14 protein-coding genes are annotated in these 13,351 nt (G+C 66.9%); 6 read left to right on the forward strand and 8 right to left on the reverse strand.

Going from position 1 to position 13,351, the window contains the following annotated elements; genetic code table 11:
* Complete coding sequence (locus tag OHA70_RS08400) at positions 1 to 879, reverse strand: hypothetical protein (RefSeq protein WP_328330318.1); 879 nt, start codon at positions 877 to 879, stop codon at positions 1 to 3.
* Between the two features lie 488 nt (positions 880 to 1,367).
* Here OHA70_RS08400 and OHA70_RS08405 point away from each other — a divergent pair, with 488 nt between their 5' ends.
* On the forward strand, positions 1,368 to 2,162 hold the full coding sequence (locus OHA70_RS08405; RefSeq protein WP_328330320.1) for a S1 family peptidase: 795 nt from the start codon (positions 1,368 to 1,370) through the stop codon (positions 2,160 to 2,162).
* Between the two features lie 106 nt (positions 2,163 to 2,268).
* Positions 2,269 to 2,976, forward strand: coding sequence for a TetR/AcrR family transcriptional regulator (locus tag OHA70_RS08410; protein WP_328330322.1), 708 nt, complete (start codon positions 2,269 to 2,271; stop codon positions 2,974 to 2,976).
* Here OHA70_RS08410 and OHA70_RS08415 read toward each other — a convergent pair.
* The 3 genes from OHA70_RS08415 to OHA70_RS08425 are packed head-to-tail and all read right to left on the reverse strand — an operon-like array spanning position 2,973 to position 6,321.
* The gene (locus OHA70_RS08415) at positions 2,973 to 4,247 is read right to left on the reverse strand and encodes a dihydrolipoamide acetyltransferase family protein (protein ID WP_328330324.1); all 1,275 of its coding nucleotides are present in this window, start codon (positions 4,245 to 4,247) and stop codon (positions 2,973 to 2,975) included. The two genes, OHA70_RS08410 and OHA70_RS08415, sit on opposite strands and share 4 nt — an antisense overlap.
* Positions 4,244 to 5,230, reverse strand: a complete 987-nt coding sequence (locus tag OHA70_RS08420; protein ID WP_328330326.1) for an alpha-ketoacid dehydrogenase subunit beta — start codon at positions 5,228 to 5,230, stop codon at positions 4,244 to 4,246. The genes OHA70_RS08415 and OHA70_RS08420 overlap by 4 nt, the downstream gene beginning before the upstream one ends.
* Positions 5,231 to 5,232: 2 nt before the next feature.
* Positions 5,233 to 6,321 carry a thiamine pyrophosphate-dependent dehydrogenase E1 component subunit alpha gene (locus tag OHA70_RS08425; protein ID WP_328330328.1) on the reverse strand — a complete coding sequence of 363 codons (1,089 nt, stop codon included), beginning with the start codon at positions 6,319 to 6,321 and terminating at the stop codon, positions 5,233 to 5,235.
* A gap of 119 nt (positions 6,322 to 6,440) precedes the next feature.
* Between OHA70_RS08425 and OHA70_RS08430 the strand changes: the two genes are divergently transcribed.
* Positions 6,441 to 6,929 (forward strand): Lrp/AsnC family transcriptional regulator, encoded by a 489-nt coding sequence (locus OHA70_RS08430; protein WP_328330330.1) that lies wholly within the window; start codon positions 6,441 to 6,443, stop codon positions 6,927 to 6,929.
* A gap of 31 nt (positions 6,930 to 6,960) precedes the next feature.
* Positions 6,961 to 7,509: a hypothetical protein gene (locus OHA70_RS08435; RefSeq protein WP_328330332.1), complete on the forward strand. Its 549-nt coding sequence runs from the start codon at positions 6,961 to 6,963 to the stop codon at positions 7,507 to 7,509.
* A gap of 22 nt (positions 7,510 to 7,531) precedes the next feature.
* Here the strand turns inward: OHA70_RS08435 and uppS are convergent, their stop codons facing one another.
* From uppS to OHA70_RS08450, 3 genes are all read right to left on the reverse strand, one after another.
* Positions 7,532 to 8,308, reverse strand: a complete 777-nt coding sequence (gene uppS / locus OHA70_RS08440; RefSeq protein WP_328330334.1) for a polyprenyl diphosphate synthase — start codon at positions 8,306 to 8,308, stop codon at positions 7,532 to 7,534.
* A 99-nt stretch (positions 8,309 to 8,407) separates the two neighbouring features.
* Positions 8,408 to 8,656 carry a hypothetical protein gene (locus OHA70_RS08445; RefSeq protein ID WP_328330336.1) on the reverse strand — a complete coding sequence of 83 codons (249 nt, stop codon included), beginning with the start codon at positions 8,654 to 8,656 and terminating at the stop codon, positions 8,408 to 8,410.
* Between the two features lie 57 nt (positions 8,657 to 8,713).
* Complete coding sequence (locus OHA70_RS08450) at positions 8,714 to 9,712, reverse strand: magnesium and cobalt transport protein CorA (protein ID WP_328330338.1); 999 nt, start codon at positions 9,710 to 9,712, stop codon at positions 8,714 to 8,716.
* A gap of 108 nt (positions 9,713 to 9,820) precedes the next feature.
* On the opposite strand from OHA70_RS08450, the gene OHA70_RS08455 reads away from it, so the two are divergent.
* The gene (locus tag OHA70_RS08455) at positions 9,821 to 11,038 is read left to right on the forward strand and encodes a sensor histidine kinase (protein WP_328330340.1); all 1,218 of its coding nucleotides are present in this window, start codon (positions 9,821 to 9,823) and stop codon (positions 11,036 to 11,038) included.
* Positions 11,032 to 11,694 (forward strand): response regulator transcription factor, encoded by a 663-nt coding sequence (locus OHA70_RS08460; protein ID WP_328330342.1) that lies wholly within the window; start codon positions 11,032 to 11,034, stop codon positions 11,692 to 11,694. The genes OHA70_RS08455 and OHA70_RS08460 overlap by 7 nt, the downstream gene beginning before the upstream one ends.
* A 5-nt stretch (positions 11,695 to 11,699) precedes the next feature.
* On the opposite strand, the gene OHA70_RS08465 is transcribed toward OHA70_RS08460, so the two are convergent.
* Positions 11,700 to 13,214 carry an alpha/beta hydrolase gene (locus tag OHA70_RS08465; RefSeq protein WP_328330344.1) on the reverse strand — a complete coding sequence of 505 codons (1,515 nt, stop codon included), beginning with the start codon at positions 13,212 to 13,214 and terminating at the stop codon, positions 11,700 to 11,702.
* Positions 13,215 to 13,351: the final 137 nt, after the last annotated feature.

Below are 13,351 nucleotides of genomic sequence, written 5' to 3' on the forward strand. Positions count from 1 at the left end.
TCAGCAGGTCGCGTAGAAGTTGCTCACGGCGTGGAAGGACTTCTTCGGTTCCCAGCGGTACTTCGACGCTGGGTCCGAGGAGTTCTGCCGGATCACCTTGCACAGACTGAACGCGGCGATGTCCTCGTCGTACTTGCGTTCTCTTCGGTGGGGGGCATCGGGTGAGATGAACGTGTACGGCGAGGCGCCGAGGAAGCCCTCCTCGGTGAAGACCTCCAGCATGTGCCGCAGATGGTCGGCCTGCTCCTGCTCGTCGCGGTAGTACCTGGGTTTGATCTGGACCGGGTCGACGGTGAAGTCGACGATGTCCCAGCCCATGCCGCCCAGCTCCGGGGCGCCGGTGAAGGTGCAGCAGCCGAACTCCAGGATCATGATCGGCTTCTTCCACCGCTTGAACGGCGCCAGCTCCTTGGTGTGCCCGGCGCGATCCGCGTGGTACGAGTAGTAGTCCAGCCCGACGATGTCGAACAGACTCCAGTCGATCTCCTCCAGATCCGACGCCGCCCCGTAGGTGATCCGCCCCTTGAAGTTGCTCCTGGCAACCTTCACTGCTTTGGCGACGTACACGCTGAGCTTCCGCTGCAGCTCAGCCATGTCGAACTCCTCCTTGGTCAGATACTCGACCCGCTCGAAGAAGTCCGCCCCCGGCACGATCCCCGGCGTGAACAACATGAACTCACACCCGATCACCAAAATCACCTCCGGCCGGTACTTCGTCCGCAACCGCTCCATCTCCCGAGCCGTCTCCCGCAACTGCTCCAACGCGTCAGCTTGCGGCTGATCAAACGCCCGAGGCTGCACCGAAACCTTCAGCCCGGTCTTGAGTGCCTCCTCCGCCGTCTCCCCCAACCGCCGAACGTCGCTCCCATAAACACTCACCCAGTTAGCGTTCAACCGCTCCTTGACAGCCCGAATCTCCTCCCGCATCACCCCCCGACTCCACCGCACCCGACTCTCATCCCCCAAAAACCCAGTCCCCACGTCATAAGCCACCCCCTTGAAAGCCAACCCCCGCCGCCCGCCCCCACCTCCTCCTGCGACCTCCGCGCCTTCCCTTCCCGCGCCCGCCGCCGCGCTATCGGCGGGCGCGGCACCGGCAGCTAGTAGCCCAAGAGCTACTGCTCGAGTGATGAACTGGGCTCTGTTGATGCGCAGGTTTTCCTTCATGGGTTGAGTTTTCGCCGTCCTGACAGCAGATTCATCGATCCTCGGTCGACAGTGCTGCGACTTAAGTCGTGGCACGGGACTGCGCCGTCACCGATGTGCCCGGCGAATTCCTTGCGCTACCCACAGTGAACGCTCGATTGTTCTCTGTATCCGGCCGCATCCGCCCATTCGCGGCCCGAGACAACTCTGGAGTGTGAGGCATGACCGGAAAGCTCAAGTTGCGTGCAGTGCTCGCCATCGGCGTACTCGCCCTCGCGTCGCTCGGCGCGATCGGCACCGCCGAGGCGCGGACCCCACCGGTGACCAACATCGTCGGCGGCAGTACCGAGACGACCGCCAACATCCCGTGGATGATCGCGCTGAACAACAGCCGCTCGTCGTCCCCGGTCGGCCAGTACTGCGGCGCCACCCTGGTCAAGGCGAACAAGATCGTCACCGCGGCGCACTGCGTCACCCAGCCGATCAGCACGTACACCGCGATCCAGGGCCGCGACAACCTGAACTCGAGCACCGGCGGCAAGACCTCGAAGATCTCCAAGATCTGGAAGGACCCGCAGTACGGCCGGGTCGGCGGCCACGACGTCGCCGTCATGACGCTGACCACGCCCTTCACCGGCGTCGCCACCCTCCCGCTGGAGACCAGCCGCGCCAAGGACGCCGTCGGCGCCCAGTCGGTCGTCTACGGCTACGGCGAGACCGAGGGCACCGGCCCGGCGAACCGTCTGCAGAAGGTCCTCGTCCCGGTCCTCGGCGACGCGTACTGCGGTGACGTCTACTCCGGCGAGGGCTACGTCGCCAACGGCGAGATCTGCGCCGGCTACAAGAACGGCGGCAAGGACTCCTGCCAGGGTGACTCCGGCGGCCCGCTGGTCCTGAACGGCCGGCTCTTCGGCGTCGTCTCCTGGGGTCTCGGCTGCGCCGACGCCGGCAACCCAGGCGTGTACGCCGAGGTCGCCTCCTACGCCTCGGCCCTGACCACCCAGATCAACAGCTGACACACCCCCGATCGAATGGCCGGTCCCACGGGGATCGGCCATTCGTTTGCCCGCCACTAAAACGCTGCCTTGCGTGCTGGGACGATGTTTCAGCTAGGATCCGGGGATGGCGCGCGAGGCTGATGAGAAGACTGTGCTCGGGTCGGTCTGGTTGCGGGCCGATCCGGCCGAGACGCGGGCGCCGCTGAGTCGTGAGGACATCATCCGGGCGACGATCGAGATGCTCGACCGGGACGGGCTGGAGAAGCTGTCGATGCGACGGCTCGCGGCCGAGCTCGGTACGGCGGCGACCTCGGCGCTCTACTGGCGAGTGGCGAACAAGGACGATCTGCTCGAGCTGACGGTCGACACCGTCCTGGCGGATGCGCTGGTACCGGCCGACGAGGGCGACTGGCGCGACCGGTTGACGGCGCTGGCGCACGCGGCGTACGACGTACTGGCTGAGCATCCGTGGGCGTCGCAACTGATGGCGAGCCACGCTGGTCTGGGGCCGAACTATCAGGCCTATGCCGAGCGGATGCTGTCGATCCTGAAGTCGGCCGGCTTCAAGGGCGTCTATCTGGACGCGGCGGTTTCTGCTGTCTTCCACTACGTCGTCGGAGCCGCCGTGACGGATGCAGCTTGGAGCGCGACCGTCCGCAGAAGCCGTCTCACAGAAGCCGAATGGGCATCAGCCGCCGGCGATCAGCTCGGAATCGGCGCCGGAACGCTCGCCGCGTACCTCAGCCGAGAGGACTCAGCCGGCCCGGAAGCACGCTTCCAGACCGGCCTCCGAGCCATCTTGATCGGGTTGAGACCCCGTCAGCTGATCTAGAGATCGGCGAGGATCGAGGCCGGCGACTCGAAGGCGTCGGCGACGAAGCGGAGGAAGCCGGCCGCGGTACCGCCGTCGCAGACCCGGTGGTCGAAGACGAGCGAGAGTTGGGTGAGCTTGCGTACCGCGAGCTGACCGTCGACCACCCACGGCCGGTCGATGATCCGGCCGACGCCGAGGATCGCGACCTGCGGATGGTTGATGATCGCCGCGCTCCCGTCGACACCGAAGCTCCCGTAGTTGTTCAACGTGAACGACCCCGCCGATAGCTCCCGCGCGGTCAGCTTCCCGTCCCGGGCCGACGCAGTCAGCCTGCGAATCTCCGCATCCAACCCGCGAGCCGTCAGCAGATGCGCATCAACTACAGCCGGCACGACAAGCCCACGCTCGGTCTGCGCCGCGAGCCCCAGGTTCACTCCGTCGTACTGCACCAACTCTTCACGCTCGGTGTCGACGAACCCGTTCAACTCCGGATACTTCTTCAACCCAGCAACAACAAACCGAGCCATCAACGCCAACAGTCCCGGCCCAGCATCCGTTGCCGTCCGCAACGACTCCCTGACTTCGAGCAGTGCGGTCGCATCCACATCAACCCAGGTAGTAGCCTCCGGAATCTCCCGGCGACTCCGACTCAAGGTCGCCGCCACAGCCTTACGGAACCCACTAACCGGCACCCGCCGAAGCTCAACCAACCCAGTCCGCGACTCAACAGTTTCCTCAACCACAGCAGGCTTTTCGACCTTTGCGGCGATCGCCTGCTCGACGTCTCGCCGGACGATCACGCCGCCAGCGCCGGACCCAGCCAGCGCATGCAGATCAACTCGAGCATCCTTGGCCATCCGCCGTACCAACGGCGAAATCACCAACGGAACGGCTCGCGCCTTCGGAGCCGCTGGAGCGACAGCGACCGCAATACCGCGGGGACGCCGACGGCGGCCGGAAGCTGCTGACTCGGGGGTGCCGTAGCCAATGAGGACGTTGCCGGAGCCGGCCTTTTCCTCTTCGCGGTAGGTTTCGGCGGCGGCCGCCAGTACTCCGACGGTGATCAGCGGTTTGCCGACGTCGATGGTGTCTCCGGCGGCGCCGTGCAGCTCGGCGACGACGCCGGCGTACGGAGTGGGGACCTCGACGATCGACTTGGCTGTTTCGACCTCGGCGACCGGCGCGTCGACAGCGACGACGTCACCGACCTCGACCAGCCAGCGGACGATCTCGCCCTCCGTCAGGCCTTCGCCGAGGTCCGGCAGCAGGAAGGTCTGCGTGTTGCTCACGAGTCCTCCCACTGCAGCGAATCCACCGCGTCGAGGATCCGGTCGACGCCAGGCAGCTGGTGCCGTTCCAGCTTCGGCGGCGGGTACGGAATGTCGAACCCGGTCACCCGCCGAATCGGCGCCGCCAACGAGTGGAAGCACCTCTCGGTGACCCGAGCAACGATCTCCGACGACACACTCGCAAACCCACTAGCCTCGGCAACCACCACAGCCCGGCCCGTACTCCGAACAGCCTCACAAACCGTCGAGTCATCAAACGGCACGATCGACCGCACATCCACAACCTGCAGCGATCGCCCTTCCGCAGCAGCAGCGGAGGCCGCCTCCAACGCAATCGGCACCGACGGCCCATACGCGATCAGCGTCGCGTCCGTCCCCTCGCGCCGCACCACAGCCGTCCCGATCCCCGGCTCCGCGACCCCCAGGTCGACCTCTTCCTTGGCCCAGTACAGCTTCTTGGGCTCCATGAAGATCACCGGGTCGGGGAACTCGATTGCCCTACGCAACAACGTGTACGCATCCGCAACAGTCGACGGGGCAACGACCGTCAACCCCGGCGTGTGCGCGTAGTACGACTCGGAAGAATCGCAGTGGTGCTCGACCCCGCCGATGCCACCGGCGTACGGCATCCGGATCACGATCGGCAGCGACACCTTGCCGCGGGTCCGGTTGCGCATCTTCGCGACATGGCTGACCACCTGCTCGAACGCCGGGTAGCCAAACGCGTCGAACTGCATCTCGACGACCGGCCGCATCCCGTTCATCGCCAGCCCGACCGCCATCCCGACGATGCCGGACTCGGCCAACGGGGTGTCGAAGCAACGATCCTCACCGAACTCCGCGGTCAGCCCGTCGGTGATCCGGAAGACGCCACCCAGCGCGCCGACGTCCTCACCGAACATCAGCACGGTGTCGTCGGCCTTCATCGCGTCCCGCAAGGCCTGGTTCAGCGCCTGCGCCATGGAGAGCTTCTCGTGCGCCATGATCAGGCCTCCTCTCGCGACAGTTCGTCCTGCAGGAAGGCGGCCTGTTCGACCAATTGCGGCGTCGGCGTCGCGTACAGATGCGCGAACAGTTCCGCCGGATCCGGCGACACCTCCTGCATCAACCCGACGCGCAGGTCCTCGGCGACCTTGTCGGCAACGGCAGTCGCCTCACTCCGGTGAGCGTCGTCCAGCAATCCCTCGGTCGTCAGGTACGCGTCCAGCCGCTTCAGCGGATCGCGCTCCAGCCAGGGCTGTACTTCCGCCTCGTTGCGGTAACGCGTCGCGTCGTCGGCATTCGTGTGCGCCTGGACGCGGTACGTGTGTGCCTCGACGAGCTGCGGCCCTTCACCGGCGCGCGCCTTGGCGACGGCTGACCCCAGTACCGACAACAGCCCGGCAAGGTCGTTGCCATCGGCCCGTTCTCCGGGGATGCCGTACCCGATCCCCTTGTGTGCAAGGGATGGCGCGACCGTCTGCCGCGCGAGCGGGACGGAGATCGCGTACTCGTTGTTCTGGATGAAGAACACCACCGGCGCCTTGAACACGGCCGCGAAGTTCAGCGCCTCATGGAAGTCGCCCTCGCTGGTCGCCCCGTCGCCGCAGAGCGCCATCACGACGGTGTCCTCGCCCTTGAGCCGCGCGGCGTGCGCGACCCCGACGGCGTGGATCAGCTGCGTCGCGAGCGGCGTCGACTGCGGCGCCACCTTGCGCTCGTACGGGTCGTAGCCGGAGTGCCAGTCGCCGCGCAGCAGCGTCAGCGTCTCGATCGGGTCGACACCGCGGCTGACGATGGAGACGGTGTCCCGGTACGTCGGGAACAGCCAGTCCTGCTCGCCGAGCACCATCGTGGCGGCGACCTGGCAGGCCTCTTGGCCGTGCGACGACGGGTAGACCGCGAGCCGGCCCTGGCGGACGAGGGCGCTCGCCTGGTCGTTGATCCTGCGGCCCACGACCAACTGTGCGTAGCCGTCGACGAGGGCTTCGACAGGCGGCATCCCGTACTGCGGGTTGTCGTGCCGCTTGCCATGCTCGTCGACAAGCTGGACCGGGTCAGCGGAGGGGAGCAGTTGCTCCTCGACGGTGGTCATGAACCCTCCTGCGCAGGGGAGACGTACGGATGGTTCATGGTCATACTTATGACCATTCGGATCCATAGCTGGGAAAATCCCAGGACGAATGGCTCGCCGAGGCGATGTGGAGGCACAGAATGTCCGATGACGAGAGGGTCCGCGCGACCGAACCTGGACAGATGGTCGTCGCCCCGGCGCTGGACGAGATCGACCGGCAGATCGTGGCCGCGCTGAGCCGTGACGGCCGGCTCTCGATCCGGGCCCTGGCCGACCAGGTGCACATCTCCCGCGCGAACGCCTACGCCCGGGTCGAACGCCTGACCACGACCGGCGTCATCACCGGGTTCACCGCGACTGTCGACCCGCTCAAACTCGGGCTCGCCACCTCGGCGTACGTCACCCTCAGTCTCCGCCAGTCCTCCTGGCGAGCCCTCCGCGAACAACTCCAGGCCATCCCCGAGGTCAAACATATGGCCCTGGTCGGCGGCGACTTCGACGCCATCCTCCTGGTCCGAGCCGCCGACAACGAAGGCCTCCGCCGGGTAGTACTGGAGAAACTCCAGGCCATCCCGGAGGTCCTGGGCACCCGAACAGCGCTCATCTTCGAAGACCTCGGCACCCTCTGACGCTGCCCCTCACCACGACGTACGCTGCCGCATGAACTGGGCGAAGCTGGTCGGGGTGGGGATCGCAGGGTGCCTGCTGGGCGGCCTGACCGGATGCGGGCCGCGCGAGTCGAACGCGCTGGCCGGGATGTCGGTGGACGACCAGGGCAATCCGGTCATCGTGTTGCAGGACTGCGAAGGCGTGATCCAGGAGATCGAGATCTACGACCGCACAAAGACCCGGTCGCATCCGACCACGGGTCCGACCCCTGACTTCGAGTACACCAATGCGCACCCGAAGAAGGCAGTCGTCACGATCCCACTCGCCGGCGACAACGACTGGAAGCCGACCACTGGATCGCCGTCCTGGGAGGCGTCCGGCAACTACAGCATCCAGATCTGGGGCGACCGCCACGAATGGAGGGCCGCCGGAACCGAGTTCACCCTGGCGGACCTCAAGACCTTGAAGCCCGGCCAGGTCCGGTACTTCCCGCCCTTCCGACCGACCGACGACTCACCGACCCCACGCCCGCGTTCCACCGGGCCCGAGCAGCCCGTGGTGACCCCACTCGACGCCTTCACCTCACCCGAATGCCCCTGACCTGTACGCCACGCAGACCGGATCACGCGCCGCGGCGGCGGTGGCGGTCGGCGTAGGAGCGGAGGGCTCGGAGGAAGTCGACCTCGCGGAAGGCCGGCCAGTACGCCTCGCAGAAGTAGAGCTCGGAGTAGGCGCTCTGCCAGAGAAGGAAGTTCGACATCCGTTGCTCGCCGCTCGTCCGGATGATCAGGTCGGGGTCGGGCTGGCCGACGTTGTAGAGGTGCTTGGTGATGTCGTCCGCGTTCAGCGTCTCGGCCAGGCCGTTGAGATCGTTGCCGGAATCCGCCTCGGACTCGAGCAGCGAGCGGACCGCCTCCACCACCTCCTGGCGACCGCCGTACCCGATCGCCAGCGTGATGTGGTTTCCGGTGGCGACGTCCTTGGTCGCGTCGACGGCGTTCTTCAGCGCGTGCGCCGTACTGTCCGGCAGCAGATCGAGCAGCCCGGCGATGTGGACCTGCCAGCGTCCGCCGGGTTGCGCGAGCCGGCCGGCGACGATCTCCTCGACGACCTCCATCAGGTACGCGACCTCGGCGTCGTCGCGCTTGGCGAGATTCTCCGTCGAGCAGAGGAAGACGGTGACATGCGGTACGCCGGCCGTCTCGCACCAGCCGAGCAGGTTCTCGATGTGCTCGGCGCCGCGCCGATGACCGACACTCGGATTGCTGTGCCCCTTACCGCGCGCCCAGCGCCGGTTCCCATCCGTCACCACACCGATGTGCTCGGGCAACGCGCGCCCAGCAAGCTGAGCCCGGAGGCGACGGACGTACAAGGCATACAACGGACTGGTGGCGGGCATGCGGAGTAACTTACTCGTCTCGGTCCGTAACGCACACCTCGTCGACCAGTCCTTGAAACTCCCTTTGCATACTCAACAAACCCACCAGCACAAGGCGTTCTACTCGGCTTCTTTGACCGGTACGTCGCTCAGGATCAGCTTGAGGTCGGCCGACCGGTCGCGACGACGGCGGAAGTAGCCGCGGATCAGCACACCGATCCCGCCGGCGCCGAGCCAGGTGAAGGTGATCGTGCCGCAGAACACCGCCCAGGCGGCGTCGCCGAAACTCAGGTCGCGAACGATCACCCCGATCACACCACCGACCGCCCCCAGGACAAGTCCGCCCCAGAACAGCGGATCCCGCGTCATCGGCTCATCGAATCCCATACCCGCTAGATCGCCTCCAGCGTCCGGGCGTTACGCGGGCTACGTGCCGCGGGTGGCGCGTTGGCGGCGGATCCAGATGAAGAGGACGATGCAAGGGATCAGCAGGCCGCCTAGGCCGAGGACGGCGAAGTCCCAGAAGGCGCCGACGTGGTCGACCAGCCAGCCGAAGTTCTGGCCGAAGAAGCCGGTCACGAAGGTCAGCGGCAGGAAGACGGTCGCGAGGATGGTGAGCTGCTCGATGGTCGCGTTCTGCTGGACGCTGACCTTCGTCTGCTCCACCGAGATCACCGCCATGTTCGCCTCCAGCACGGTCGCGAGCAGGTCGCGTTGGGCGGCGACCTCCTCGTTCACCAGCACGAGGTGGTCGTGGACGTCACGGAAGTACGGCAACAATCCGGTACTCCGCGCTCCGCGTTCGAGCGTCGCCAGTACTGCGAGCAGCGGGTGCACCGCACGGTAGAAGTCGGTCACCTCCCGCCGGAGGAAGTAGATCCGCTCGGTCGGCGCCACGGTTCCGGCGAACACGGTCCGCTCGACCTCCTCGATGTCGCGCTCGAGCTCGGCCACGACCGGCCCGTACGTGTCCACGACCTGGTCGAGGATTGCCCAGAGCACCGAGTTCGTCCCGTTCTCCAACAGCTCGGGGCGTTGCTCGAGCCGGGTCCGGGCGCCGTGCAGCTCGCTGGCGACCCCCTGCCGGACGGTGATCACGAACGACGGTCCGACGAACACGCTGACCTCACCGAAGTCGACTTCCTCGCGCTTGTCGTCGTACCGGGCTGTGCGCAGGATGACGAGCCGGATGTCGCCCTCGTACGGCTCGACCTTCGGCCGCAGATGGAACGTCTGGGCGTCCTCGACAGCGAGCTCGTGCAGCCCGAAGTTCTTGCTGACCTGTGCCAGCTCCTCCGTCGACGGATCGAACAGCCCGAGCCAGACGAACCCGCCCAGCCGGCAATGCGACGCGGCATCCTCCACCGACATCGCCCCGACGTGCTGCCGGCGGCCGTCCCGGTAATAAGCGCAGTCGATGATCATGCTCAGCTCCTCACTGTTCTCCTCCGATGGTGCTCGCCGGTACTACGCCTGCGGTACCCCCAGCCTTGGTGGCTCACGGCTCGGACGGAGGCAACTACAGTGAGGGCTGTGCTTGGCGAGCGGGTGGAATCCTGGGTGCGCTCGCATGAATTAGCTGTCGACGCGGCCTCGGCGGGGTTGCTGCTGAGCGGTTGCTTGCTCTTCGAGGTGATCGCCGGGAGTGACTGGGGATCCTTCGCGCTGACCGTGTTGCTGGTGGTGCCGCTGGTCGTGCGTCGGCGTTCTGCGGTTGTCTGTGCGGCTTTGGTGATGGCGGCTGCGCTGCTCCAGTGGTTGACGGTGCGCGACGGTGCTGGTGCGTTGCCTGCTGATGTCGCCGTACCGATGGCGGTCTACGCCCTGTCGGCGTACGGGCCGCTGTGGGCTGCGCGGGTGGGAGTCGGCTCGGGGCTGGTTGGTGCGGTACTGGGTGGGGTGTCGTGGCCGCAGTTGGCGGTCGGTGCGTCGGCGCATGTGCTGCTGGGTGCGTTCATCGCCAGCACGGTCCTGGCGGCGTGGGCGTTCGGTACGTTGCATCGCGTGCGGTTGGAGCAGTTGGCAGCGCGGGACCGGCTGGCGGTACTGGCCGAGCGCAACCGAATCGCCCGGGAGATGCATGACGTGGTGGCGCACTCCCTCGCAGTACTGATCGCGCAGGCCGACGGTGGTCGCTACGCCGCCGCCCGCTCCCCCGAGGCCGGTACCGCAGCCCTCACCACAATCGCCACCTACGCCCGCCAAGCCCTAACAGAAACCCGCCACATCCTCGGCGTACTACGAGACGCCCCGACCCCGGCTACCCCGCCCCCTCCCGGCCCCGGCCTAGCCGACATCCCCGCCCTCATCACCCAACTCCAAACCAGCGGCCTGCCCGTCACCCTCACCATGCCAGTGGACCCACCCGCCGCCGTCACCAAGCCCGGCCTAGAACTAGCCGCCTACCGAATAGTCCAGGAAGCCCTGACCAACGTGATGAAGCACGCAGCCTCCACCGCCCACGCAGAGGTCTCCCTCCACTGGATCTCCGGCGAACTACAGCTCACCATCACCAACGACGCCGCTCGGACGTCATCCGTCTCCGAGACGCCAACTACCAATGCGGCGCCGGTGCCCGGAGCTGACCCCGACGGGTGGGCCGGAGTGCGCGGTTCCGCGGGCAGCCGGACCGGCCGGGGCGGGTATGGGTTGGTTGGAGTGCGGGAGCGGGCTGAGGCATACGGCGGGACAGTGGAAGCTGGGCCGCGGGCCGAAGGTGGCTGGCGCTTGGAGGTGCGACTTCCGTGGTGACGCCGATTCGGGTGTTGCTGGTGGAGGATCAGGGGTTGGTGCGGGCTGGGTTCCGGATGGTGGTTGAGTCGCAGGATGACCTCACCGTGGTGGGGGAAGCCGGCGACGGGCTCAGTGCGGTGCGGGAGGCTGAGCGGTTGGGGCCGGATGTGGTGGTGATGGATGTTCGGATGCCGGGGATCGACGGGGTTGAGGCGACTCGGCGTACGGTCGCGTTGGAGTGCTCGCCTCGGGTGATCATGCTGACCACGTACGACCTGGATGAGTACGCGCTGGCAGCGATCCGCGCCGGCGCCAGTGGGTTCTTGCTCAAGGATGCGCCGCCGGAAGAGATGCTCGCGGCGATCCGGACCGTACATGCCGGTGATGCAGTACTGGCCGCATCCACCACCCGGCGACTGCTCGAACACCTTGCACCTGGGGAGGACGCGGCCGCAGTACAGGCTGTTGCAGCACTGACCGAGCGGGAGCGAGAGGTGCTGATCGCGATCGCCCGCGGCCGGTCGAATGCCGAGATCGCCGAACAGCTGACCGTCTCGCCCGGCACCGTGAAGACCCATGTCAGCAACCTCCTCGCCAAGCTCGGAATCAGGGACCGAGTCCAAGCGGTAGTAGTCGCCTACGAGGCCGGCCTGGTCCGCCCAGGCCGGCCCTGACCCTGTTAAGCAGGCGGACAGGTGAGGTCGTTCCGTGGCAGCTTGCCTTCGGCGAGGTAGCGGTTGACGGTGTCGTCTACGCAGGAGCTGTAGGGGAAGACGCCGTGGCGGTAGGCGCCGGTGACCGTTAGTTGGCGGGAGCCTTTGAGTGCTCGGTGCATGGCGACCTGTCCGGCGTACGGCGTGGCAGGGTCGCCGCTGGCGCTCACTATCAAGGCCGGCCGGTTGTTGTCGATCACCGTCGGCTGCTCCACCGGAGAGGTCGGCCAGAACGCGCACGGGGTGATGTGCCGAGCCAACGGCCCGTACAGCGGCTCAGCAGCGAGATGCGCCTGGATATCCCGGTAGTAGACCTCCGGATCGCGAGGTGCCGCCCGATCCGCGCACTGGTTGGCATTGGTAGCGCTGAAGCCGAACTCAGGAATCACGTCACCCAGCTCGTACAGCCCGAACCGCTCCTCCTGCATCGCGGTCGGCGTGACCACCAACCCATCAGCCGCATCCCGCAGTACCCGAACCTGCGCGCTGAACTCGCCATACAGCTCATCCGTATCAACCACAGTCAGCAACAGCCCCGGAAGCATCCCCGCATCAACCCGATGCGTACCAACCTGCAGCGGCCGCCGCTTAGCCACCGCCGCGATGTGATCGACCGCCGCAAGCACCCGCGCTTTGGTAGTACCAAGCCCGTACTTCGTATTGCGACGCGCAACCCAACTCGCCCAATCGGCCAGCGCGCCGGCGTCCGCGGACGCCGTCTCACGAGTCCACCGCGGCCCGTAGGAGTCCGGCCCGTGCGAACTGTCGAGGACGAATCGGTCGCTGCGGCCGGGGAACAGCTGGAGGTAGACGGCACCGAGATATGTGCCATATGACCAACCCAGGAAGGAGATCCGCTGCTCGCCGAGCGCCGCGCGGACTCGGTCCATGTCGCGGGCGGTGTTGCGGGTGGATGCGAAGGGGAGCACATCGGCGTACGGGGCACAGCGGTCGGCGAGGTCCTTCGCGAGGGCGACGCTGCGCTTGAACGAGGCGCGATCGGGGGTGCCGAACTGGACGAGGTTCAGGTAGCGGTCGGTCGGCCAGTTGCATTCGAGCGGGGTGCTGCGACCGAAGAAGCGCGGGTCGATGCCGACGAGGTCGAAGGTCGCGGCGACCTGCGGGGAGGCGTCGAGGAAAGCGTTCACTCCCTGCCGTGAGGCTTCGGGGCCGCCGACATTGACGACAAGGGTGCCTTGGCGATGCTTCGTGTCGGTCGCGAGCCGGCGGGCGATGGCGACGGTGATCTGCCGGCCGGCCGGATGGCTGTAGTCGAGTGGAACCTGCAACTCCGCGCACTGCGCGCCCACCGCATCCAGCCGCTGGCCAGTCTCGTCGGCAGGGCCGGTGCTGCACACATGCCAGCCAAGCTTCGGCGCCGCCGTGACTGCGGAGGCCGCTACGGCGGTGTTTGTCGCGACGGAAGTCGCGGCGGTGATGGTCAAGGTTGCGGCGAGGGCCGCTGCCAGGGGTTTTTGCATACCCGAGAACCTAGGAATCCGGGGTGGTCGCGCACATCGCGCCGCGGGACGACCTTCTGGCGGCCGTTCTCTGCCGTCCGGGGGATGGGCCGTCCGTCTCACGGCAGAGGCGGCGAAATAGGGTTGGCGCACGTCCT

The sequence above is a fragment of the Kribbella sp. NBC_00382 genome (assembly GCF_036067295.1).
Taxonomy (GTDB): domain Bacteria; phylum Actinomycetota; class Actinomycetes; order Propionibacteriales; family Kribbellaceae; genus Kribbella.